Annotated in this window: 27 protein-coding genes; 14 read left to right on the top strand and 13 right to left on the bottom strand. The window is 40.7% G+C overall.

Annotated elements, in window-relative coordinates:
• Both MTT30_RS07025 and dcd read right to left on the bottom strand, forming a co-directional pair.
• On the bottom strand, positions 1-1,962 hold the full coding sequence (locus tag MTT30_RS07025) for a motility associated factor glycosyltransferase family protein (protein WP_429801466.1): 1,962 nt from the start codon (positions 1,960-1,962) through the stop codon (positions 1-3).
• 197 nt (positions 1,963-2,159) lie between these two features.
• The gene (gene dcd, locus MTT30_RS07020) at positions 2,160-2,720 is read right to left on the bottom strand and encodes a dCTP deaminase (protein ID WP_429801465.1); all 561 of its coding nucleotides are present in this window, start codon (positions 2,718-2,720) and stop codon (positions 2,160-2,162) included.
• A gap of 118 nt (positions 2,721-2,838) precedes the next feature.
• On the opposite strand from dcd, the gene MTT30_RS07015 reads away from it, so the two are divergent.
• From MTT30_RS07015 to MTT30_RS06975, 9 genes are all read left to right on the top strand, one after another.
• A complete protein-coding gene (locus MTT30_RS07015; protein WP_429801464.1) occupies positions 2,839-3,681 on the top strand; it encodes a DUF3737 family protein in 843 nt (280 codons plus the stop codon).
• Between the two features lie 126 nt (positions 3,682-3,807).
• On the top strand, positions 3,808-4,260 hold the full coding sequence (accB, locus tag MTT30_RS07010; protein ID WP_429801463.1) for an acetyl-CoA carboxylase biotin carboxyl carrier protein: 453 nt from the start codon (positions 3,808-3,810) through the stop codon (positions 4,258-4,260).
• Complete coding sequence (locus MTT30_RS07005; protein WP_429801462.1) at positions 4,260-5,591, top strand: acetyl-CoA carboxylase biotin carboxylase subunit; 1,332 nt, start codon at positions 4,260-4,262, stop codon at positions 5,589-5,591. The genes accB and MTT30_RS07005 overlap by 1 nt, the downstream gene beginning before the upstream one ends.
• Positions 5,592-5,671: 80 nt before the next feature.
• Positions 5,672-7,030: an MATE family efflux transporter gene (locus MTT30_RS07000; RefSeq protein ID WP_429801461.1), complete on the top strand. Its 1,359-nt coding sequence runs from the start codon at positions 5,672-5,674 to the stop codon at positions 7,028-7,030.
• Between the two features lie 47 nt (positions 7,031-7,077).
• A complete protein-coding gene (locus tag MTT30_RS06995) occupies positions 7,078-7,746 on the top strand; it encodes a CsgG/HfaB family protein (RefSeq protein WP_429801460.1) in 669 nt (222 codons plus the stop codon).
• The gene (locus MTT30_RS06990; protein WP_429801459.1) at positions 7,731-8,126 is read left to right on the top strand and encodes a DUF4810 domain-containing protein; all 396 of its coding nucleotides are present in this window, start codon (positions 7,731-7,733) and stop codon (positions 8,124-8,126) included. The genes MTT30_RS06995 and MTT30_RS06990 overlap by 16 nt, the downstream gene beginning before the upstream one ends.
• Positions 8,126-8,803, top strand: coding sequence for a DUF799 domain-containing protein (locus tag MTT30_RS06985; protein ID WP_429801458.1), 678 nt, complete (start codon positions 8,126-8,128; stop codon positions 8,801-8,803). Before MTT30_RS06990 ends, MTT30_RS06985 begins: the two co-directional genes overlap by 1 nt.
• 5 nt (positions 8,804-8,808) lie before the next feature.
• Positions 8,809-9,696 (top strand): DMT family transporter, encoded by an 888-nt coding sequence (locus MTT30_RS06980; protein ID WP_429801457.1) that lies wholly within the window; start codon positions 8,809-8,811, stop codon positions 9,694-9,696.
• Positions 9,693-10,115, top strand: coding sequence for a Sua5 YciO YrdC YwlC family protein (locus tag MTT30_RS06975; RefSeq protein ID WP_103583218.1), 423 nt, complete (start codon positions 9,693-9,695; stop codon positions 10,113-10,115). Before MTT30_RS06980 ends, MTT30_RS06975 begins: the two co-directional genes overlap by 4 nt.
• 9 nt (positions 10,116-10,124) lie before the next feature.
• Here the strand turns inward: MTT30_RS06975 and MTT30_RS06970 are convergent, their stop codons facing one another.
• Positions 10,125-10,436, bottom strand: coding sequence for a hypothetical protein (locus MTT30_RS06970; protein ID WP_103583463.1), 312 nt, complete (start codon positions 10,434-10,436; stop codon positions 10,125-10,127).
• 65 nt (positions 10,437-10,501) lie between these two features.
• Here MTT30_RS06970 and MTT30_RS06965 point away from each other — a divergent pair, with 65 nt between their 5' ends.
• The gene (locus MTT30_RS06965) at positions 10,502-11,050 is read left to right on the top strand and encodes an NAD(P)H-dependent oxidoreductase (protein WP_054197179.1); all 549 of its coding nucleotides are present in this window, start codon (positions 10,502-10,504) and stop codon (positions 11,048-11,050) included.
• 102 nt (positions 11,051-11,152) lie between these two features.
• Here the strand turns inward: MTT30_RS06965 and MTT30_RS06960 are convergent, their stop codons facing one another.
• The 6 genes from MTT30_RS06960 to nifJ form a co-directional block, all read right to left on the bottom strand.
• Positions 11,153-11,470 (bottom strand): hypothetical protein, encoded by a 318-nt coding sequence (locus tag MTT30_RS06960; RefSeq protein WP_054197178.1) that lies wholly within the window; start codon positions 11,468-11,470, stop codon positions 11,153-11,155.
• Between the two features lie 141 nt (positions 11,471-11,611).
• Positions 11,612-12,148: a toxin-antitoxin system YwqK family antitoxin gene (locus MTT30_RS06955; RefSeq protein ID WP_429801456.1), complete on the bottom strand. Its 537-nt coding sequence runs from the start codon at positions 12,146-12,148 to the stop codon at positions 11,612-11,614.
• 284 nt (positions 12,149-12,432) lie between these two features.
• Entirely contained in the window at positions 12,433-12,756 is a 324-nt protein-coding gene (locus tag MTT30_RS06950) for a hypothetical protein (RefSeq protein WP_429801455.1), read from the bottom strand.
• Between the two features lie 107 nt (positions 12,757-12,863).
• On the bottom strand, positions 12,864-13,370 hold the full coding sequence (locus tag MTT30_RS06945; RefSeq protein WP_429801454.1) for a DNA-deoxyinosine glycosylase: 507 nt from the start codon (positions 13,368-13,370) through the stop codon (positions 12,864-12,866).
• A 52-nt stretch (positions 13,371-13,422) separates the two neighbouring features.
• Entirely contained in the window at positions 13,423-14,028 is a 606-nt protein-coding gene (locus MTT30_RS06940; RefSeq protein WP_429801453.1) for a LemA family protein, read from the bottom strand.
• Between the two features lie 176 nt (positions 14,029-14,204).
• The gene (gene nifJ / locus MTT30_RS06935) at positions 14,205-17,807 is read right to left on the bottom strand and encodes a pyruvate:ferredoxin (flavodoxin) oxidoreductase (protein ID WP_429801452.1); all 3,603 of its coding nucleotides are present in this window, start codon (positions 17,805-17,807) and stop codon (positions 14,205-14,207) included.
• Positions 17,808-17,980: 173 nt separating this feature from the next.
• On the opposite strand from nifJ, the gene MTT30_RS06930 reads away from it, so the two are divergent.
• The 4 genes from MTT30_RS06930 (at position 17,981) to fldA (ending at position 20,808) form a co-directional block, all read left to right on the top strand.
• Positions 17,981-19,144 carry a sugar transporter gene (locus tag MTT30_RS06930; RefSeq protein ID WP_429801451.1) on the top strand — a complete coding sequence of 388 codons (1,164 nt, stop codon included), beginning with the start codon at positions 17,981-17,983 and terminating at the stop codon, positions 19,142-19,144.
• Positions 19,145-19,276: 132 nt separating this feature from the next.
• The gene (locus MTT30_RS06925) at positions 19,277-19,588 is read left to right on the top strand and encodes a DUF2325 domain-containing protein (RefSeq protein ID WP_002939277.1); all 312 of its coding nucleotides are present in this window, start codon (positions 19,277-19,279) and stop codon (positions 19,586-19,588) included.
• 3 nt (positions 19,589-19,591) lie between these two features.
• On the top strand, positions 19,592-20,305 hold the full coding sequence (locus tag MTT30_RS06920; protein ID WP_429801450.1) for a hypothetical protein: 714 nt from the start codon (positions 19,592-19,594) through the stop codon (positions 20,303-20,305).
• An 11-nt stretch (positions 20,306-20,316) separates the two neighbouring features.
• On the top strand, positions 20,317-20,808 hold the full coding sequence (gene fldA, locus MTT30_RS06915; protein WP_429801449.1) for a flavodoxin FldA: 492 nt from the start codon (positions 20,317-20,319) through the stop codon (positions 20,806-20,808).
• A gap of 33 nt (positions 20,809-20,841) precedes the next feature.
• Here fldA and MTT30_RS06910 read toward each other — a convergent pair whose 3' ends face one another.
• The 4 genes from MTT30_RS06910 to MTT30_RS06895 are packed head-to-tail and all read right to left on the bottom strand — an operon-like array spanning position 20,842 to position 23,785.
• Positions 20,842-21,579 carry an amino acid ABC transporter ATP-binding protein gene (locus tag MTT30_RS06910; RefSeq protein WP_429801448.1) on the bottom strand — a complete coding sequence of 246 codons (738 nt, stop codon included), beginning with the start codon at positions 21,577-21,579 and terminating at the stop codon, positions 20,842-20,844.
• Positions 21,579-22,247, bottom strand: a complete 669-nt coding sequence (locus MTT30_RS06905) for an amino acid ABC transporter permease (protein WP_429801447.1) — start codon at positions 22,245-22,247, stop codon at positions 21,579-21,581. Before MTT30_RS06905 ends, MTT30_RS06910 begins: the two co-directional genes overlap by 1 nt.
• 23 nt (positions 22,248-22,270) lie before the next feature.
• Entirely contained in the window at positions 22,271-23,023 is a 753-nt protein-coding gene (locus MTT30_RS06900) for an amino acid ABC transporter substrate-binding protein (RefSeq protein ID WP_103576605.1), read from the bottom strand.
• A 9-nt stretch (positions 23,024-23,032) separates the two neighbouring features.
• Complete coding sequence (locus MTT30_RS06895) at positions 23,033-23,785, bottom strand: amino acid ABC transporter substrate-binding protein (protein ID WP_429801446.1); 753 nt, start codon at positions 23,783-23,785, stop codon at positions 23,033-23,035.
• Position 23,786: the final 1 nt, after the last annotated feature.

Genomic DNA, 23,786 nt, shown 5'->3' with positions numbered 1-23,786 from the left:
TTAGTCTTTTTTTGGAAAGATGCCACGTTTTTTAAGCTCTTTTATAAGAGGTTTTGAGGCTTCTTTTGTTGTTTCTATATCCGCATTTATACCACCAGCTGCTGAAAATAGCCAGTATTTATGAAATTCTATCCACTCAACTAATTTATTAGTTTTTTCTTCGTCTGTATCACTTGGTGCTACTGATACTTTAGCAAGCTCTAACTCTTGGTGATAAGTCGAGATAACAAAGATGTTTTCTATATATCTCATATATTTTTTATGAGAGATGCAGTTTTTAAGCTTATCTATCTTATTTGATATTCCTACAAGCTCTTTAAAATGTTTTGTGTTTATTTCGCCCTTATCTCTTAAAATCATAAAATTATCAATTTTTGGTGTTAGTTCTAAAAATACTTTTTCTATTTTTTCTTTAGCTTGTGTTTGAACTCTTATTTTGTTTTGTATTACTTCATAGGCTTTTAACAAATTTTTGTTAGCTACTTTATCGCTATCTTTTTTGATATTTGGTAAATTTTTAACTTTTTTACCTTTGCAAAGCTCGTTTATAACTTCTAAAAAAGGTTTCTCTATGGCGCCGTTTATTCTAGCTCCACCTTCAGTGCAGTTATATGATTTTATATCTTCTAATTTAGCTTGCTCGATATCATTTTCAAATTGATTTTTAAATAGCATCCATACATAAGTTGTTCTTACTTCTCCTTCACCACCATAGGCGATAGTATATAAATTTTCGTCCGGCTGAGCGATAGTGTGACCTTTGGCATGACTTGTACCATCTTTACCAAAGGCAAGATCTTGACCTATAAATATAATATTTTTATGCCCTAAGACATACGCTAGCTGGTAGGCCATATTTGCACAACTGTGTCCGACACCAAGATATCCATATTTGTTGAGTCTAAACATTTTTTCTTCTTGTTGAGGCCTCATCGTAAGCACTAAACGTCTAGGTAATATATTTTTTACAGTTTGGCTGTGTGTCACTGAAGCTACAATAAAATTTATATCATCATCAAATCCAGGGTGCTTTTTTTCAAAAAATGTAGAAGTAGGTATCATTCGTTCAATTGATGTTACATAATCTGGCTTTATGCCATTTCTTGCGAGTATTGGATAGGATGCATCGACACTTATAATGCTTACATAAGGTGCAAATTTCTTAAGTGTTTCTAACTGTTTATCTAGGCTTGGCCCTGTTGAAACAATGATCGCTGTATCCATAAGACCGTGTCTTTTTTTGACTAAATTTGTATAGCAGTAGTTAGTAAGCATATTAGGTAGATTCTCGATATGCTGTTTTGTGCCTATTAGAAGATCATCTATACTATTTCCATGGGAAACGACATTTTGAGAAAAGGCTCTTGTTATATCTTTATTTATTTTGATATAGTCATCTGCAAAATTATCATAATAGTTAGAGTGGATTAATAAGCTATAAGTTTTAGCATATATATCTAAATCGCTATGCGACACGAGATAGTAAAACTGAGCATATGTAGCAAATTCAGAATAAAAAAGAACAATTTGTTCATCTTTAAGCTCATCTGATATATCAATAATATTTAAAACAAGATGTATGATCTCAAGTTCTGGTTCTATGATAATAATTTTTTTATGAGTCTTATTTTTTGCTAAAGCTTTATAAAATATACCAGTTCCTAAGCCATAAAAGAAAAGTCCTGGATATCTTTTGTATTTTTTTTCTATATCAGCAAGCATCTTGCTTACTTCTTCAACCGGATCTTTATATATTGTTTCATTAGATTCTTTATTGATGATATTTATGCGTATTGGATCACTTTTATCTAGAACGATTTCGTATTTAGTTTGTATATTCATACCAAAAAGTCTAGCAGCCAAGACCTCATCTTGTTGAAATAGTGCTTGAAGATTTTTTTCAAAAATAGGGTTTGTTATCCCACTTAAATTTCTTTCTATTGTCTTTTTTTTATCCGACATGAATATCCTTAAAAAATATGCTAAGTATAGTATTAAAACACTGAAAATTTAAGCAAAAGCTATGCCAAAATTTTAAAATATATTAAAAATTTTTTTATCTTTCTAGATTCTATTTCGTCAAATTTTAATTAATGTTTAGAGGAAATTATAAAAGCAGCGTTTAAATTTAGCCTTTGCAAGGTCGCAAAGGCATAAAATCACTTCAAAATTCTTGGCAATGTGATGCCTTCTTGGGCTTGGTATTTGCCATTTTTGTCAGCATAGGTTACCTCGCAAGGCTCATCACCATCGATAAATAGCACCTGCGCGATGCCTTCGTTCGCATAAATTTTTGCAGGAAGTGGCGTTGTATTTGATATCTCGATCGTGATGTGCCCCTTAAATCCGGGCTCAAAAGGCGTGACGTTTACGATGATACCGCACCTTGCGTAGGTGCTTTTGCCTAGGCAGATGGCTAGTACGTTATCGGGCATGTTAAAGTACTCGATCGTGCGCGCTAGAGCGAATGAATTTGGCGGGACGATGCAGACGTCGCCTTTAAAGTCTACCACGTTTTTTTCATCGAAATTTTTGGGATCGACCACGGTTCCGCCGATGTTTGTAAAAATTTTAAACTCATCACCAACGCGGATATCGTAGCCGTAGCTAGAAACGCCGTAACTAACGACGCCGCGTCCGACTTGTTCCTCGGCAAACGGTACGATCATATTTTTCTCAACAGACATTTTTCTTATCCAAGAGTCTGACTTTAAACCCATTTTTGCTCCTTTTTTGGGCGATTATAACGCTTTGCGTCTTTAAAGTAAATTTAATAAAGCGAATAAATTAGATGAAAATTAGTATAATTTTAACAGCAAAAATTAATAAAGGACAAAAATGCAAGAGAAAAATGCAGAAATTTTTACTGGCGAGCGTGCGATGTTTGGGGCAAAAAGTGTAAATTTTACAAACTGCATCTTTGAAGATGGTGAATCGCCACTAAAGCACAGCTCAAATTTAAAGCTAAATGAGTGCGTTTTTGCCTACAAATACCCACTTTGGTACGCAAGCGATGTCACGCTAAATGGCGGATACTTGGAGCCTCTAGCAAGGGCTGGCATGTGGTACAGTGCAAATTTAAGCTTCAAAGACGTGGTCATCAACGCTCCAAAAAGCTTTAGAAAAAGCTCGCAAATTTCGCTAGAAAATATAAATTTTTCAGATGCTAGTGAAACACTTTGGGGATGCACGGATGTGAAGATAAAAAATGTCTTTGCAAAAGGGGATTACTTCGGGGCAAATAGCGAAAATTTAGAGATCGATGGGCTAAATTTAGACGGAAACTACTGCTTTGATAGCTGCAAAAACCTTCGCATCACAAACTCAAAACTCATCTCAAAAGATACTTTTTGGAACTGCGAAAACGTGAACGCGCAAAACTGCCTAATCTCAGGCGAATATCTGGCTTGGAACTCAAAAAATGTGACGCTCATAAACTGCACGATAAAGAGCTTGCAGGCACTTTGTTACGTGGAAAATTTGGTCGTAAAAGATTGTATTTTTATGGATACAAGTCTTGCGTTTGAGTATTCAAGTGTTGATGTGAGTATAAACGGAGCCATAAAAAGTATAAAAAATCCTAAAAGCGGCCTGATAATAGCAAAACAAATAGATGAAATAATTATCGATAAAAGTCTAGTTGATACTAAAAATATCAAGATAATTACCGCACAAAAATAAAAAATATTTTTAAACTAGCTTAGCCAAAAGAGCGATCTTGAACTCTTGTTTTTTGTTTATAAAAATTTTTTTTATCTATTTTTCGCTACAATTAGACGCTTATATAAAAAATTAGGAGAAATTTCTATGAAAAAAGAAGACATAAAAGAGCTTATCGAATTTTTTAATGATATGGAGATGAATCATATCAAGATAAAAAGCGGTGATTTTGAAGTAGAGCTTGAGAAATTTGCAGATTATTGTGCGCCTACCAAGCCAGCAGCACAAGCAGCAGCTCCAGCACCAACGCCTGTAAATGTAGTCGTTAGCTCAGAGGTAAAACCAGCATCAAATACGCCAAAAGATAGCATAAAATCTCCTATGGTAGGCACTTTTTACGCTGCTCCAAGCCCAGGCGCGGCTCCATTCGTAAAAGTAGGTCAAAGAGTAAGAAAGGGTGATGTAGTCGGTATTATTGAGGCTATGAAGATCATGAATGAGATCGAGGCTGAGTTTGACTGCCAGATCACTGAGATGCTAGTCTCTGACGGACAGCCAGTTGAGTTTGGATTGCCGTTATTTGGCGTGGAGAAAAATTAATGGAATTAAAAAGAATTTTAATCGCAAACCGAGGCGAAATCGCCCTTCGTGCTTTGCGAACGATAAAGGAGATGGGTAAAGAAGCCGTTGTAGTCTATTCAACCGCTGATAAAGACGCACTTTACGTAAAATATGCTGACGTAGCCATTTGTATCGGCAAAGAGCGCTCAAGCGATAGCTACCTAAATATCCCAGCTATCATAAGTGCAGCTGAGATCAGCGAAGCAGACGCTATTTTTCCTGGTTATGGCTTTTTAAGTGAAAATCAAAATTTTGTTGAAATTTGCTCACATCACAAGATCAAATTTATAGGACCAAGTGTTTCTGCGATGGCTTTGATGAGCGATAAAAGTAAGGCAAAGCAAGTCATGCAAAGAGCTGGCGTACCAGTCATCCCTGGCTCAGACGGTGCTGTGGCTGACACAAAGGCTGCAAAAGAGCTAGCTAAAAAGATAGGCTATCCAGTCATATTAAAGGCTGCCGCAGGTGGTGGCGGACGTGGTATGCGCGTGGTTGAACGTGAAGAGGATTTAGAAAAGGCATTTTGGTCGGCTGAGAGCGAGGCGATGAGCGCATTTGGTGATGGCACAATGTATATGGAAAAATATATCCTAAATCCACGCCATATCGAAGTTCAAGTAATTGGCGACAGCCATGGCAATGTGCTTCACATCGGAGAGCGTGACTGCTCTATGCAGCGTCGCCACCAAAAGCTGATCGAAGAAAGCCCAGCTATTTTGCTTGATGAAAAGACAAGAGAGAGACTTCACGAAACAGCCATAAAAGCGGCAAAAGCGATCGGTTACGAGGGAGCTGGTACTTTTGAGTTTTTGGTTGATAAAAATTTAGACTTTTACTTCATCGAGATGAATACAAGACTTCAAGTTGAGCACACAGTGAGCGAAATGGTAAGCGGACTTGATATCATCGAGCTTATGATAAAAGTGGCTGAAGGTGAGGCACTACCATCACAGGAGAGCATCGAGCTAAAAGGTCATGCGATCGAGTGTAGGATAACAGCTGAAGATCCAAATACATTTACTCCGTGTCCTGGCAAGATCACAAAATATGTCTGCCCAGGTGGCCGCAATGTAAGAATGGATAGCCATATCTATCAAGACTACTCTATACCGCCGTATTACGATAGTATGATCGGCAAACTCGTAGTTTGGGATACTGATAGAAATAGGGCGATCCATAAGATGAAAGTAGCTCTTGATCAGCTCATAATAAATGGCATAAAAACAACAAAAGATTTTCACATCGCTATGATGGAAAACAAAGACTTTTTAAGCAATAACTACGATACAAATTATCTTTCAAGACACTAAAATTTTTAAGTCAGGATTTGCAAAAAGCAGATCTTGGCTTAAATATATTAAATTTTTTTTAAGTTTATCTTAGGGGAAGCATGGTAAACAAAATCAAAGATCAAAATACAAAATTTTTCTCAAATGCCGACCTTGCGAAGCTATTTTTCCCTATTGCGGTTGAGCAGTTTTTAGAGTATAGCTTAGGGCTTGCAAACTCGCTAATGGCAGCAAGTGTTAGTGAAAGCGCTGTAAGTGCGATTAGTCTTGTGGAGTTTGTCATGGCGCTATTTATTAGCATATTTACTGCTATCGCTACTGGCGGCTCAGTGGTTGCTAGCCAGTATCTTGGTAATAAACAAAGTGGCAATGCCAAAATCACAGCAAATCAGCTCGTTTGGTTTAGTTTTATCTTTGCCCTTTTTATCGCAGCGGTCATCATAGTTTTAAAAGATATTATCCTAGATTATGTCTTTGGCGATATTGGTGAGCAAGTAAGGCATGATGCTAGTCACTATCTTGTTTTCTCAGCTATTTCTGCGCCATTTTTGGCTGTCTATGCAGCAGCTGCGGCGATCTTTCGCACGATGTCAAACGCAAAGCTTCCTATGTATATTATGGCGGCTGCAAATTTATTAAATGTACTTTTAACAGCCATTAGTATTTATACATTTCATACTGGTATTTTAGGTATTGCCATAAGTACACTTATAGCCAAGATGCTTGCTTGCTTTGTTATAGTCTATTTGCTTCTTGATATAAGGCTAAAACTTCACATAAGAAAGAGTTTTATCTATAAATTTGACTACGAGATCATCAAGAAAATTTTAAATATCGGCGTACCTTATGGCTTTGAAAATTCGATGTTTTATGTGGGTCGCATCATCGTTTTGAGCCTTGTTTCACTCTTTGGTACGGCAAGTATCGCTGCAAATGCCGTGGGAGGGACGATCGTGATGTTTCAAGTACTCCCTGGCATGGCGATAGGCACAGGACTTAGTGTAGTTATCTCAAGGTGCGTTGGCGCAAACGACTTTGCTCAGGCTAAATTTTACGCAAGAAAGTCGATGATAAGCATCTATATTGTCCAGCTTTTTAGCACAGCAGTAATTTTGCTTTTACTTGAGCCATTGCTTCTTGTTTATAATCTCTCGGAAGAAGCCATAAATTTAACAAGGCAGATCGTCTGGTATCACGGTATCGCTATGTGTCTTATTTGGCCACTTGCCTACACATATCCGACCGTTTTTCGTGCTGCAGGGGATGCTAAATATCCGATGATTGTAAATTTAGTTTGTATGTTTGCTTGTAGAGTCATCTTGGCCTATATTTTTGCACTTACATTTGATCTTGGCATGATAGGTACTTGGTTTGCAATGTTTGCTGACTGGGCCGTAAAGGCGGTGCTTTTTACGATTAGATACCTAAAAGGCACATGGATGAAATTTAAAGCTATTTAAAAAGAAATTTAGTAATATACAAGCGATTTTGTCGCAAAGGATAAAAAATGAAAAATGTATTTAAATTTGGTGCAGTTTTGCTTACGGCAGCTCTTTTTGCTGGATGTGCGAGTGAGAGTTCAAGGGTTGTTGAGACTCCAAAAGTAGCAAGCTACGGCACAGTTTACAATGGCCAAAAAATTTCAGTTTCGATAGGTCGATTTAATAATCAATCAGCTTACCAAAATGGTGTATTTGCTGATGGCGAGGATAGGCTTGGCAACCAAGCCCAAAGCATTTTGATCACAAATTTACAGCAAAGTGGCAGATTTTTAGTTCTTGATAGATCAAATATGAAAGTCATAAAACAAGAGAGCGAGCTAAGCAAAGAGGCTCAAAATTTAAAAGGCTCACGATACGTGATCACTGGTGATGTGACAGAGTTTGGTCGCAAGACAACAGGTGATCATCAGCTATTTGGCATACTTGGCAAAGGCAAGCAACAAACTGCCTATTCAAAGGTAAATTTAAATATCGTTGATACCAAAACGGCTGAGGTTGTCTATTCGGTTAGCGGCGCTGGCGAATACACCCTTTCAAACAGAGAGATCATTGGCTTTGGCGGCACAGCAGGATACGACTCTACGCTAAATGGCAAGGTTTTAAGTCTAGCTATTATTGAAGCGGTAAATAATCTAGTAAATGGCATAGAAAGTGGAGCATGGCAAGTAAAATAAAGCTTGCCAGCCTTGCGCTCTTTGCCATATTTTTAGCTGGTTGCGGTCACTCAAGTGGCCCAAGATCACTTTATTATTGGGATGGATCATATAGTAGCTCGCTATATGGTTATCTAAATGAAGAGGGTGATACAAACGAGCAAATTTCACGCTTAGAAAATCTGGTGCAGATCTCAACACAAAAGGGTTACAAGATCGCTCCTGGCGTATACGCACACCTTGGACTTTTGTATCTAAATAATGGAAATTTAGGTGCTGCAAATGCAAATTTTGACAAAGAAGTGCAAAATTTCCCAGAGTCAAGGGAGTATATAAATTTCATCAAAGGCTCTAAAAATTTAACTCCAAAAAAAAGTAGAGCAAAAAGAGGGGGCAAATAATGAAAAATAGCCTGAAATTTATAGCCGCTATATTTTTGGTAGTATTTTTTACGGGCTGCTCTATAAAAGAGCCTGAGCCATACGACTACTCAGAATTTTTACAAAAAAGACCTCACTCTATCTTAGTGCTTATGCCAACAAACGATAGCACAGAAATTTCAGGTCCAGCAGCAGTTTTAGCAAATGCAGTCGCGCCACTAAGTGAGGCCGGATACTATGTATTTCCAGTGGCTCTTGTAAATGATACCTTTAAGCTAAATGGCATAACCGAGCCAAGTGAGATCGCAGCCGTGCCACTAAATAAGCTCGATAAAATTTTCCATGCTGATAGTGTGCTTTACATAAATATAAAAGATTATGGTACGAGCTATGCAGTCATCTCAAGCTCAACAAAGGTTATTCTTGAAGCAAAGCTTATCGATATAAAAAGCGGCGCTACTCTTTGGCAAGGCAGTGCTATGGCAGCAGAAGATAGCAGTAGCGGCCAAAGTAGCCTACTTGGCATGTTAGTCTCAGCTGTCATCTCACAGGTGGCAAATACCATCTCAGATAGATCGTATGATCTAGCAGTGATGGCAGACGCTTATTTATTTTCAAGAGATTGCCATAACTGCATACTTTATGGACCATACTCGCCGTATTATGGCAAAGATGCACAGCTTCATAAAGATAGATAAATTTAATGAATACTCATCGTCTTGGGATACTCCTTACTTTAGTTGGCGGTATCCTTTGGGGATTTAGTGGGGTTTGTGGGCAGTATCTATTTTCACTTGGTATAAATTCTGATTTTTTGGTGCCATATAGACTGATGCTAGCTGGCATTGTTATTGTGATTTTTTATGCTTTTAAAGAACCAAGTGCCGTTTTTGCTCCGATTAAAGATATAAAGCTCCTTAGCGAGTTTTTAGTCTATGCCATACTTGGGCTTATGATGACACAGTACGCTTATTTTTACTCCATCGAGCTTTCAAATGCCGCAGTTGCGACTGTTATTCAATACACTGCTCCTGCTTTAATTTTAATGGTCATTTGCATAAAAGAAAAACGTTTCCCAAGAAAACTTGAAATTTTAGCTCTATTTTTAGCTATGCTTGGCGTATTTTTCCTGAGCACACATGCTCAAATTTCATCTCTTGTCATTTCGCCAAAGGCCTTGTTTTGGTGCTTGGCGAGTGCCGTTTGCGTTTGTGTTTATAATCTTGCTCCAGCAAGACTAAATGCTAAATATTCAGTCACTCTCACGCTTGGCTGGGGCATGGTTATGGGCGGAGTAGTACTTGCTTGCTATATGAGAGTTTGGGATTTTGCTGGGCTTAATGGGATAAATCAATGGCTTGCATTTATTGCTGTTATTACGCTTGGCACCATTTTTGCATTTAGCTTTTATATGATAGGTGTTAAGCTAATAGGCGCATCAAAAGCTAGTTTAATAGCCTGCATAGAGCCACTAAGTGCGGCATTTTTTGGCTACTTTTGGCTTGGAACAAAATTTGTATTTTGGGATTTTTTAGGATTTGCTCTAATAATCTCTTGTATATTTTTACTATCAAAAAGAGAAAAAATATGATATTTCTAGCACAAACTGATACGACAGCTGGCTTTTTGAGTAAAGATTATAAAGAGATAAATAAGGCCAAAATGCGTGATGAGAATAAACCTTGTCTTATCACGACGGCAAAATTTAGCGTTTTAAATGAGCTTGTTAGAGTGCCAAAAAAGTATAAAAATTTTATACGCCGTTCAAGAAAAACTACATTTTTGTATCCAAATTTAAAGGCTATTAGAGTCGTAAAAGAGTGCGAGCACGAAAAATTTTTAGCTAAATTTGACTGGCTTTATTCAAGTAGTGCGAACAAAAATGGACAAAATTTTAATGAAGCTTGGGCTATGAGCGTGGCTGATGAAATAGTAGATGATCATTTTTTCGAAGATACTCCATCAAAAATTTATAAAATTTCTCGAAAAAAGATAAAGCGTTTAAGATAACTAGTGAATTTATACAGCCACCACCTTTTTAAACTCATCTAAATTTTTTAGCGCTTCATCTATGCCAATCAGCCAAAATTCGCACTTTGTCGTATCTTTTTTAAAGTGTTTTTTCATTAGCTCTTCCACGCTTTTTGTGCCACACTCTATTAAAAATTGTTTATAAATTTTGCAAAATTTTGCTTCATCTTTTTTAAACTCACTTAGAAAGAATTGTGATAGCAGATAACCGACGCTATAAGGATAGTTGTAGATATAGTTGTCTGTTTTATAAAAATGTAATTTTTTGCTTTCTTGCTTGTAAAAGTCTCGCTCTGGCAAGCATTTTTAATCTACTTTTAGCTTTTTAGCGATATGATTCCGCAAATTTTAACAAAGGAAACAACATGAAAACTCTTGTGATTTTATCGCACCCAAATCTCGCCGCATCGCGCGTAAACAAAGCCTTATCTCAGGTAGCAAAGGCCGCAGCGGACGCTAAGGTGCGGCATTTGGAGGGGCTTTACGGCTTAGATATCGCGCGCATAGACGCCCGCGCAGAGCAAGACGCGTTAGCGGCTGCCGAGCGCATCGTATTTTTGTACCCGATGCACTGGCTAAACGTGCCGCCTATGCTAAAAGCCTATATCGACATCGTCTTTTCGCACGAGCTGGTGGGTTCCGGCGCGCTTAAAGGCAAGGTCTTGCAGCTTGCGCTAAGCGTCAGTACTCCGCTTAGCGAATACTCTAAACAGGGCGCGATCGGCTTTAGCTTGGATGAAATTTTAACGCCGCTTAAGATCGCGGCAAACTACTGCGGGATGGAGTTTGCCGTGCCGTTTATTAGTAGCGGATTTGAGCCGGGCGAGTTTGGCGACGATGCCGTAGATGCCGCAGCTGCGCGCTTTGGCAAGCTTTTACGAGGAGAGCTAAGCCCAGGCGAATATCAAATTTAGCCTCGTCTTTTGCGACCGCGAGTTAAAATTTCGCGACAACAACGTGGCTAAAAGCATTGCAATACGTCTGACTGGTACGTGTTATACGATGTTTGCGTGATATTAAAAAATACGTTTTTTAGTAAAATTTGCGCTTAAAACCGGAAGATCACGCATCAAGTAGTAGTGCCAAGCATGCCCCAGCTCATGAGCTTGCTGGATTAAGTGCGAAAGAGTATTCATGTAGGTGGTAAAAATTCTTGGTTGCTTAAATTTTGGCAAACTTACAAAAAATGCTCCGCCAGCTTTATTTTCTCTTACATCGCTTTCTATCCAGTGTTTGTCTATCATAAGCTCGATAAAACTATCTTCGCCCAGTGGTTTTAATGCTTTTTTGATGATTTTATAAATGAGATTGCTGCTTTTATGACTAAGATGCAAAAGATAAATATAAAATTTTAATATTAAGTACGACTATTGTAGTGTGATTTAAAGCTAATTAAAATATACAAAATACAAAAGGACGTAAATGTTTGGTTTGGTAAAAATTCAAATGATGCCAGTAACAACTTATTTTAGTATTTACTCCCTCGGCAGTCCGTCTTTACCCGACTTATCGCTGATTAGCTTACCCGCTTCGTCGTATTTTTTGGCGCGGATGAGCCTACCGCGCTCAAACTCCCCCTCGGCTTCGAGTTTGCCGTTTGCGTAGTAGTGGCGCGCCTCGCCGACCTCCAGCCCGTCCTCAAACATCACTCTGGCTTTTAGCTTGCCGTTTTCGTGATACTCCTCGTACAGCCCGTGATAGCGCCCGTTTTTAAACATCACTTTTGCCGCCAGCGCCCCGCTCTCGTAGTAGTCCAGCCCCGCGCCCGTTTGGCGGCCGTCTTTGCACTCGTATTCGCCTCGTAGCTTACCGCCCCCGTAGTATTCGCGCGCGACGCCGTCCTTTTCGCCGTCTTTGTAATTTTCTACCACGCGCGTTTTGCCGTTTTTGTAAAATCGCTTCCAAACGCCGTTTTTGCGGTCGTTTTTATACTCGCCCGTCTCCTCCACGGCACCGCTTTCGTAGTACCACGTCTCCGCGCCTTCTCGCTTGTCATTTTTGTAGGTTCGCACGCCTCGAATTTTACCGCTTTTGTAGTAGTCAAAGTCCTCGCCGTTTCGCAGTCCGCCCGCGTACGGGCTGCGCGCGCTAACCTCGCCGCTAACGTAATAGTCCGTAAAAATGCCCTCTCGCTTGTCCGCCTTGAAAACGCCCTCCTGCTTTAACGCGCCGCCCTCGTCAAAATAGTAGCGGCGATAACGCCCGTCGCGGACGTCATTTTTGTATTCGCTCTCGCCCATCAGAGCGCCGCTATCTGCGTGGTAGTGCTTCGCCGTGCCCTCGCGGACGCCGTTTTTTAGGGGATATTCGTTTGAGGGCTTGTCTCTGCCGTCAAAATAGTCCCTGTACGCACCGCCATGCCGCCCTGCACGTCGATCTCGCGTATGAGCGTTGGTGGCAGGGGTTTTAGCCTCGGATAGACCATGCCCATCGCATTTACGTCATATAGGTCCTCGGCACTGTAGCGAAGCATCCTTAGCGTACCGTCGTAGAGCCTACCTTTTACGTAGTAAAACCCGTTTTTTAGGCTTGCTTCGGGCTTCATTACGATTTTTGGCTCCAGCGCCTGCGCACCGATGGCTAGAAGCGGAAGTAAAAATAGAAATTTTAGGATTTTCACGGTTTTTCCTGCTTTGTTTGATTTTGGTGATTTTAAAATTTGAAACTAAATTTAAGGTGAAGGTGCGATTATTTCGGATGAGTTAAATTTTAGGACTTGCGTCAAATTTAGCCGTCTTTTAGTGCCTCCGAGATGACCGTCCACTCTTGTACTAGCCTTTCAAAGCTAAAATTTGCATTCGCCGAGCTAGTCGAGGGTAGCTTGACGGGTTCTTTACCCGTTGCGTTTAAAATTTGAGTTTTTAGGTATTTTTCGCAGATTTCGTGCGCCTTACCGCCGTTTGCGTAGACTTGCGTGATATTTGCGGTTTTAAAGATCGGTTCTAAATTTGCAGGCACCACGGCGGTCATTTTGGCGTCGCTCGAGCCCTTTATCTCGCACGAGATCGCAGCGTCGTAGATAGCGATGTGGTGGTCAAACAGAAAATTTATCTTTTCATCCGTATTTGTAGGCAACGGAGCGTTTAAAATCCCGACCAGTACCCGCCAAAAGCGATTTTGCGGATTTGCGTAGTAAAAGCCAAATTTACGAGAAACGATGGAAGGGAAGGAGCCGAGGATTAAAATTTTAGAATTTTTATCAAAAATCGGTTTAAATGGACTAATTTGATTCATCTATCTCTTTTAAAATTTTAGCCATTTAAACCATTTATTATTTTATAAAAAGTTACTCTTTTTGGTTTGGATTATTTGAAATTTTATCGTTAATCATCTTTTTCGCATTCATTGCAATATCGGTGATTTTCTTATTAGAGTCACTTAAAATTTCTTGTATTCTAGCCGAATCATCTTTTTTAAATATTTTTAAATTTTCACTAAAGTCCTCATCATTAATGTCAAAATAAGCGACTGATTCAAAAGATAGTTTTGAGGCTATTAGGACTTGCGGGAACGCATTTTTATAAGAATTATAGCTTTTTACCTCAGCATTGTAGCTTTCACGTTTATTTAGGAGTTCGCTCTCAATTTTTTCTAACTGCGACATTAGCATTTGATATGTTTCGTTAGCCTTTAGTTCCGGAAAGGCTTGAGCCAAAGCAGCTACTTTTGCGACCCCATTTCCAGAAATGCCAAGTTGAATCATTTGTTCGCTACTTGCATAATCTTTGGCTATATCTATTATTTGATTTGATAGATCTAAACGTTTTTTGAGCGTAGCTTGGATATTTGCGAAGCTCTCTCTGATGTTTTGCATCATTGATTGTAGTTTATTATATATTTTAATAATATAAGCCGATAAGGCAATAACAACGACAATTATAGTAATAAGCATCTTTGCTCCTTTTTACTTGTTTTAAGATATGCGATTTTGACTTTTTACGACTTAATTTCACTTTAAGGATTTAGAAACTTACTTATTTTGTTTGTGGTTTATTTAATTTTTTTAAGTGAAATTATCTAAAAACAAAATTCTCCCACATGATAAATTTAAGTGGGAGAATTTACTCTTTACTCGGCTGTTGCTCCGGTAGGGGTATCCTCGGCGCTTTCAGGCGCTCTAGACTCGATCTCGTCGCTAAAGTCAGCCAAGCTTAGGCGTTTTAGCTGGCGGTAGCGTCTTTGCGCGTCGGCTTTGTTTTTAGCTAGCAGCTCGTCCGCGTGCTGCGGGTTAGTTTTTTTAAGCGAGTTGTAGCGAACCTCGTTTAGCAAAAACTCCTCGTAAAGCGACCAATCCGGCTCTTTTGAGGTCATTTTGAGCGGATTTTTGCCCTCTTTGATTAGGCGCGGATCGTAGACGTAGGTCGGCCAGTAGCCGCACTTGGTCGCTAGCTCGCCTTGACCTCCGGAGTAGGCCATGCCGCCTTTTATACCGTGCGCGATACACGGCGAATACGCTATCACGAGGCTAGGTCCGTCGTAGGCCTCGGCTGCGGCGATGGCTTTTATCGTGTTTGCTTGGCTCGCGTTTGAGTTGATTTGAGCTACGAAGATGTTTCCGTAGGTCATCGCGATGTAGCCCAGATCCTTTTTCTGCATCGGCTTGCCGCTAGCGGTAAACTGCGCTATGGAGCCCGCGCGGCTAGATTTTGAGCTTTGGCCGCCGGTGTTTGAGTAGACCTCGGTGTCAAGCACGAGCACGTTTACGTTCTCGCCGCTAGCTAGCACGTGGTCAAGACCGCCAAAGCCGATGTCGTACGCCCAGCCGTCGCCGCCGATGATCCACTGGGATTTTTTGACGAGGTATCTTTTTAGCTCTAAAATTTCTTTTACGCCCTCTACGCTTAAATTTTGCTCCAAAATCGGCATTAAAATTTTAGCGATTTGCGTCGTTTTCTCGCCGTCGTTTTTGTGCGCTATCCAGTCGGAGTATAGCGCGGCTAGGGCATTTGGCGCGGAGTCTTTGGTGCGTAGCATCACGTCCTCGATACGGTGGCGTAGCGTCTCTACCGCGACGTTCATACCCATGCCAAACTCCGCGTTATCCTCAAATAGCGAATTCGCCCACGCTACGCCCTTGCCCTCTTTGTTCGTCGTATAAGGCGTCGAAGGCGCGCTGCCGCCGTAGATCGAGCTACATCCGGTGGCGTTTGCCACGATCATGCGGTCGCCAAACAGTCTTGTAACAAGCCCGATATAAGGCGTCTCGCCGCATCCGGGGCATGCGCCGTGAAACTCAAATAGCGGCTGCGCAAAACCAACGCCCTTGACGCTATCTTTGCTCATTAGATCGTCTTTGTAGGTTACTTTTTTAAATAAATAATCGGCGTTTTCCTGCTCGTATCGCTCCATCTCCTCGGCTAGCGGCACCATGACGAGCGATTTTTCCTTGCTTGGGCAAATTTGAGCGCACAGCTCGCAGCCCGTGCAGTCAAGCGGGCTAACTTGGATTTTGTATTTTAGCCCTTTTACCTCTTTGCCTTTTGCGTCTAGGACGTGATCTTGCACGGTTTGCGGCGCGGCAGCGAGCTCGTTTTCGTCGATGAGAAACGGCCTGATCACCGCATGCGGGCAGACGAAGGCGCACTGGTTACATTGGATGCAGTTGCCCTCGATCCACTTAGGCACCGTGACGCCGATGCCGCGTTTTTCGTATTGCGTCGTGCCTGATTTAAAATGTCCGTCTTCAAAGCCAACAAACGCCGAAACGGGTAGGCTATCGCCCCTAGCGGCGTTGATAGGCTTGACGATTTTTTCTATAAATTCGTCGCCGACGTATTTTTCCTCCGCGCTCGCGTCATCCGTCAAATTTGCCCAGCCAGGATCGACCGCGACCTTAACCAGCCCGTCTGCGCCCATATCGATGGCCTTGTAGTTCATCTCCACGATCGCTTCGCCCTTTTTGGCGTAGGCTTTGTGCGCGTACTCTTTCATGTATTTTTGCGCGTCGGCAAACGGGATAATGTCTGCAAGTTTAAAAAACGCCGACTGCATGATGGTGTTCGTACGGTTTTTTAGCCCGATTTCGCGAGCTAGCTTGGTGGCGTTGATGATGTAGAAATTTACCTTTTTAGCGGCCAAAATTTTCTTTACTTTATTAGGCAGTTTAGCGACCGTCTGCTCGGCGCCCCAGATCGAGTTTAGCAGGAACGTTCCGCCCTCGCGGATACCGTCTATCACATCGTAAATTTCAAGATACGCCGCAACCGAGCAGGCTACAAAGTGCGGATTTGAGACGAGGTAGGTCGAGCGGATCGGATTTTTACCGAAACGCAGATGCGAGCGTGTGTAGCCGCCTGATTTTTTGCTGTCGTAGGCAAAATACGCCTGCGCGTAAAGCTCGGTTTTATCGCCGATGATTTTGATGGAGTTTTTATTCGCTCCCACGGTACCGTCCGCGCCAAGGCCGTAAAATAGGCACTCTTTCACGCTTGCGTCGCTTAGCGAAATTTTCTCGCCGACTTTTAGCGAGGTAAATGTCACGTCATCCTCGATACCGACGGTAAAGCCGTTTTTAGGCCCCTCTAAATTTAAATTTTCAAAGACGGCTAGCATCTGAGCTGGATCGACGTCCTTTGAGCTTAGGCCGTAGCGTCCGCCTACGATCACGGGCTGATTTTTGCGTCCGTAAAACGCCGCCTTGACGTCCAGATATAGCGGCTCGCCGAGGCTTCCGGGCTCTTTTGTGCGGTCTAGCACAGCGATCTTTTCTACCGTTTCAGGCATCACGTTAAAGAGGTATTTTAGGCTAAACGGACGGTATAGATGCACCTTTAGCACGCCCACTTTTTCTCCCTTTGCGCGTAGGTGATCGACCACTTCTTCGAGAGTTTGCGTTACCGAACCCATCGCGACCACGACGCGCGTAGCGTGCGGATCGCCGTAATAATTAAACGGTTTATAATCGCGTCCCGTGATTTTTGAAATTTCTTTTAGATACTCGGCCACGATATCAGGCACCGCGTCGTAGTAGCGGTTAGCTAGCTCGCGCGTCTGGAAGTAGATATCGTCGTTTTGCGCCGTACCGCGAGTCTTCGGGCTTTCAGGGCTTAGCGCCTCGTCTCTAAATTTTTGCAGAGCCTCGCGGTCAAGAAGCCTATCAAAGTGCGCGTAGTCAAGCACCTCGATCTTTTGTATCTCGTGGCTCGTGCGAAATCCGTCGAAAAAGTGCAAAAACGGCACGCGACCCTTGATCGCCGCTAAATGCGCGACGCCCGCGATATCCATGACCTCTTGCACGGAGCCGCTTGCTAGCATAGCAAATCCCGTTTGGCGACAGGCATAAATGTCCTGATGGTCGCCAAAGATAGAAAGCGCCTGGGCTGCGATAGAGCGCGCGCTTACATGAATGACGCCTGGTAGTAGCTGGCCTGCGATCTTGTACATATTTGGGATTTTTAGCAAAAGGCCTTGCGAAGCCGTGTATGTCGTAGTTAGTGCGCCTACTTGTAGCGAGCCGTGCACGGTGCCCGCAGCTCCGCCCTCGCTTTGCATTTCGACGACTTTAACCGGCATGCCGAATAGATTTTTCTTACCCTGAGCTGCCCACATATCGGTGTAGTCAGCCATCGGCGAGCTAGGGGTGATCGGGTATATGCCCGCAACCTCGGTAAATGCGTAAGCCGCGTGCGCCGCAGCCTCGTTTCCGTCCATAGTTTTCATTATTTTAGCCATTTTTCCGCCTTAAATTTTCTTATGTTTTTTAAAAATCTTTTATTATAGAGATAGTTTCCAAAATCTACTATTAATCTATGTCATTAATAAATTCTGAGAATTTTGCCTTTTAAATTACTAACTTTAAGCAAATTTCCATTACCGTAATGAAAAAATAAAATTAAGGATAAAATTTGATAAGTGTTCATAGGGTAGCCTATTTAAGGGTTATAGCTCTTGCTTTTTGTGCTTTTATATTTAACACTACTGAGTTTGTTCCAGTGCCACTTTTAAGTGATATTGCAAAAGATTTTGATATGAGCACGGCTGATACCGGTCTTATCATCACGATTTATGCGTGGAGCGTCACTATACTCTCTTTACCGCTTATGCTTTTAACTGCAAATTTAGAACGAAGATCTCTTCTTTTAAAAGTTTTTATCGTATTTGTTGTAGCTCATACGCTTTGCGTCTTTGCTTGGAATTTTAAAATTTTAATTATTGCTCGGTTGATGATAGCTATTGCCCATGCTATTTTTTGGGCTATCACTGCTTCACTTGCTGTTAGGCTAGCACCGATAAATAAAAGCTCGCAAGCTCTTGGATTGCTAGCTCTTGGCACATCACTAGCGATGATACTTGGTCTGCCATTTGGAAGAATTTTAGGTGACGCACTTGGTTGGCGTGTGACCTTTGGATTGATCGGAATTTTTGCTGTTGGTGTTGGAGCTTGGCTATATAAAATTTTGCCACTTCTGCCAAGTAAAAACTCAGGCTCGCTTAAAAGCTTGCCAGAGCTTGTAAGAAATGGCCTTTTAATGGTCGTATTTTTACTAACTGCAATTATCATAAGTGCGCATTTTAGCACCTATAGCTACATTGAGCCATTTGCAAAAGATATCAGTGGCTTTGATGGAAAATTTATCACAATATTCTTGCTTATATTTGGCGTTGCTGGTGTAGTTGCAAGCCTGCTTTTCTCTAAATTTTATAAGATTATTCCAAATGCATTTTCAGCAATTTCTATTATGCTTATTTTATGTTGCTTGCTTGTGTTAAATTTTATTGCTAAAAATGAAGTTTTAATGCTAGTCTTGGCCTTTATTTGGGGGCTTGGCATAGCTGGTGTAAATATGAGTTTTCAAATAAAAGTACTAAATTTAGCCTCAAATGCTACTGACGCTGCAATGGCGATATTTTCGGCTATTTATAACATAGGCATCGGAGCAGGGGCGCTAATAGGGCATCAGACGATAGTTCATTTAGGCGAGCAAAATATCGGCAATGTTGGTAGTTTTTTTGCCACAAGCGGACTTATCATATTTTTGTTTACGGTATCTAAGATTAAAAGAGTTTAGATGTTTAAATATCTAAGTAAAACGTTACAAATTTCTACATATAAGTGATAATAAATATCATAACTAAGAAAAATTTTAGTTAAGCTTCCTTATAATCATTATCAGAAAATGAATAAATTTTAGGAGCTTATTATGTCAGTTTTAGTTATCGGTGCAGATGAGATAACGCCTATCAAGGCAGTTTTACATGATTTGGGAGCCGAAAAGATAGAACACTGGGATGCTAGAAATGAAAATCGCGTAAATCGCAAGCCAATACCTCAAGACACCGAGTGCGTGGTGATGCTAACTAGTTTTTTAAACCACAATACGATGAAGACCATTAAAACTCAAGCAAAAAAGAGAAATATCCCTATCGTTTGTGCGAAAAGAAGCGTTAGTTGCGTATTTTGCGAGTATTGCAAGGTCTTTGGCCTAGATAAGGAATTTGGATGCAAAGAATAATCGATGAAATTCGGACTTTTATCAGATATTGGCGAAATAACTCCAAGTATTTTTGCAAAGCTTGACAAGCTTTCACGTGCAAAAATTTTCATCGCACTTTATAATGTTGGCGTAGAAGGCGAGCTGAAGATTCCGCTTTCTTACGCTAAATTTCTAAATTTCAAAGAAATTTTTGAGGCCAGGATAAATTTCTTACTTCGTGAAAAATGTCTGAATTTTAAACCAGTAGATCGCTTTTGCCTTCCCTCAAATATCATCATAAATGCTTATTTAAACGGTGATTTTTCGAAGATAAAATTTGTAGCAAAAGAGCCAAAGATGCCAGCTGCAAAGATGATAAAAATGCTTTACGCAAGCGGTAAATTTGAGCTTTGTATCGATGCAGCGCAGATGTTTTGTCAATTTGTTTATGATAAAATACGCCTCCGCCATCAAGATAAAGAGGTCGTGCTAAATGGCAGCCTCATTTCGGTCAAAAAAGATGGCAAAAATTTGCTCAGCGTCATGCCAAGCTTTAAAAAAGTGAGCTTTGATGATATGAGAAATTTAAACGACGATATAGATAGAGCCGTCGGTGTGCTTGGTCACGAGTGTGAGATGGTTTATATTGTTTTTCCTAGAAATGAGGAATTTAGGCGACACGTTGAGGTTAGGCACTGTTATGCGAGAGGTTTGATCAAGCTTGTGCCTTATATGATTATTAGTAAAATTTTTTAAAAAGGATAAAAATGATAGGTATAGTTTATGGAAGCAGCATGGGAAATACCGAAGATGCAGCGAAACTTATAAGTGAGGGTCTAGGCCTTGAAAATGAGCTTTTAAACGTTGCTGACGTAGATGCAGCGAAACTAAATAGCTTTGATAAGCTCATCCTTGGTACATCAACCTGGGGCAGTGGTGATCTTCAAGATGACTGGGATGCGTTTGACTTTAAAGCGTTAAATCTAAGCGGAAAAACAGTCGCTGTTTTTGGCATGGGTGATAGCGAGAGCTACTCTGATGAGTACTGTAACGGTATGGCAAAGCTTTATGGTGAGGTCGTAAAAGCTGGTGCAAAGGTAGTTGGTGAGGTTAGCACTGATGGATATACATTTGATGGCTCTGATGCTGCAAGAAATGGAAAATTTGTAGGTCTAGCACTTGATGCTGATAACCAAAGTGACAAAACTGAGGGTAGAATTTCAGCTTGGATCGAGCAGATAAAACCTCACTTTGCTTAATGTAATTTTAGCTAGATTTTCTAGCTAAAATTTTCATATATCCATAGCCGAGATGAAGCTTTTTATTCTTTCGTTTTGGCTATTAAAAAACTCATCTACCAAGCCATCAAATGCGATCATGCCTTTATCTAAAAACAAAATTCTATCAGCTATCTTTCTAGCAAAATTCATATTATGAGTGACGATGATCATAGACTTTTTCTCTTTTGCAAGAGATAAAATAACCTTTAAAACTTCGGCTTCAAGCTCTGGATCAAGCGCGCTTGTAGGCTCATCAAGCAGTAAAAAGTATGGATTTACAGCCAGGGCTCTAGCGATGGCTACACGCTGTGCTTGACCGCCAGAGAGCCTGTTTGGATAGGTACCTTCTTTGTGACTAAGCCCCACTTTAGCTAAAAGCTCTTTTGCCTCTTTTACCGCTTCGTTTTTATCCTTTTTTTGAACGTAGATCGGAGCTTCGGTGACATTTTGAAGCGCTGTTAGGTGTGGGAAAAGGTTAAAGCTTTGAAAAACCATGCCTGTTTTTTTGCGAATTTCTAAAAGCTTTTTTGAGCTAAGCTTCTCTTTAAAATTTACAGCTCTATCATCTACCTCTAAAATGCCACTTTGTGGGATCTCAAGTAAATTTATGCATCTAAGAAGCGTTGATTTGCCACAACCAGATGAGCCAACGATCACGGTCGTTTGTCCTTCTTTGAAGCTTGTGTTTATGTTGTCTAGCACCAAATGATCGCCGTAAGATTTGCTTATATTTTTAAAATTTATAGCCATTAGACATACCTTGAGACAGCTTTTTCAAGCCTTGATTGAAGATAGGTTAAGAGTGTGCAAACTACTAGATAGATAAGTGCTGCTAGGATGTAGAGGATGAGTGGTTCAAAGGTCCTTGCTGCGATCCTTTGAGCGACCATAAACATATCAACCATCGTTATAGAAGCTGCTAGTGAAGTATCTTTAACAAGGCCTATAAATGTGTTAGAAAGCGGCGGCAACGAGATCCTAACTGCTTGAGGCGCGATGATACGCTTTAAAATTTGATAGTGCGTCATGCCAAGCGATGTGGCAGCCTCCCACTGACCTTTTGGCACAGAAAGTATGGCGGCCCTTACAGATTCAGACGCATAAGCGCCCACGTTTAGACTAAATGCGATAGTCGCCGCACTCCAAGTATCAAGTGTGACGCCGAGGCTAGGAAGTCCGTAAAATACGATAAAAAGCTGCACAAGAAGCGGCGTGCCACGAAACATCCAAACATAGGTGGCAAATATAAATTTTAAAATTTCTATATTTGAAAGCCTTGCTACTGCTGTGATAATGGCGATGACAAGCCCTAGCGAAAACGAGAGCAATGTAAGCGGGATCGTCACCTTTAAAAGTGCGATGATCATCGGTAGCGTCGAGCTTGAAACAAGCTCGATCACTCTATCTAAATTTTCCATTTTTGCCTTGTTGGTTTATAATTTTATTTTGAGACGTCTTTGCCAAAGTAGCTTTTTGAGATGGCTTCTAGTTTGCCCTCTTTTGAAAGTTCGTTTAGAGCATTTGAAATTTGCTCTGCAAGTTCGGCGTTGTCTTTTTTAACAGCTGCTGCTGTGTAGTCTTTTTCATCAAGTGAGGCGGCTATCTTTACAGGTGCGTTTGGACGCTCTTTTATGAAGTCGTAAAATACGATGTTGTCTCTTACAACAGCATCTACGCGTCTTGATATAAGAAGCTCCATGCTTTTAGCAAAACTATCTGTTACGACGTGTTCAGCACCGTATTTTACAGCTACTTTCGCCCAGTTACTAGTCGCTGAGTCGGCATCTTTTTTGCCTTTTAGATCAGCAAAGCTTTTTATGTCGTTATTATCTTTTCTAGTGATGATAGCGCCAAATGTTACAGTATAAGGCACTGAAAAAGCATATTTTTTCTTTCTCTCATCAGTTATGCTTACTTGATTAAATACAACGTCTGCCTTACCAGCGTCAAATGCTGCTAGCATCGCATCCCAAGGAGCTGTTAGAAACTCAACTTTTAAATTTAACTTTTGCGCTACCGCTCTTGCGATATCTACGTCGTATCCCACTAGCTCATTTTTGTCATTATAAAATGTAAAAGGCGCGTAAGTGCCTTCAGTCGCTACTGTTAGCACGCCATCTTTTATAGTTTTTGCCTGTAAATTTAAAGCCATCGCAAGCACAGCTACTACTTTTAATAAATTAGTAAATTTCATTTTGATCCTTTATTTTGAAATATCTTTTCCAAAATATTTCATCGAAATTTCACTTATCTTGCCCTCAGCTGTTAGCTCATCAAGAGCTTTGTTTATCGCTTCTAGTAGTTCAGTGTTGCCTTTTTTAACAATTGCAGCTGTTGGCATCGGCTCGTTACTTGTGTATGCGATTTTTAGTGGTGCATTTGGGCGTTGTTTGATGTAGTCAAAAAATGTAACGTTATCGTTTATCGTATCGTCAGCTCTTTTTGAGATGATAAGCTCCACACCTTTGCTAAAGCCATCAGCTACGACCACTGTTGCGCCGTTTTTCTCGGCTATCGCTGCCCAGTTGCTAGTCGCAGAGTGCACACTCTTTTTGCCTTTTAGATCAGCAAAACTTTTGATGTCGTTATTGTCTTTATGCACGACAATTACCGGATATGGCATAGTGTAAGGCACGCTCATACCGTACTTTTTCTTTCTATCTTCATTTATACTTACTTGATTAAATACAACATCGGCCTTACCAGCATCAAAAGCCGCAAGCATCGCATCCCAAGGAGCTGTTAGAAACTCGACTTTTAAATTTAGCTTTTGTGCTACCGCTCTTGCGATATCTACGTCATATCCCACTAGCTCGCCCTTTTCATCATAAAATGAGTAAGGTGAGTAAGTACCTTCAGTTGCGACTATAAGTTCGCCTTTTTTGATAGTTGAAGCATTTAAATTTAAAGCTAAAAAAGCACCTGCGATCAAGCCAAAAATGGGCTTAAAATTCATT

This window comes from Campylobacter concisus (assembly GCF_050447445.1).
Taxonomy (GTDB): domain Bacteria; phylum Campylobacterota; class Campylobacteria; order Campylobacterales; family Campylobacteraceae; genus Campylobacter_A; species Campylobacter_A concisus_BI.
This window is presented reverse-complemented; position numbering and strand designations above follow the sequence as displayed.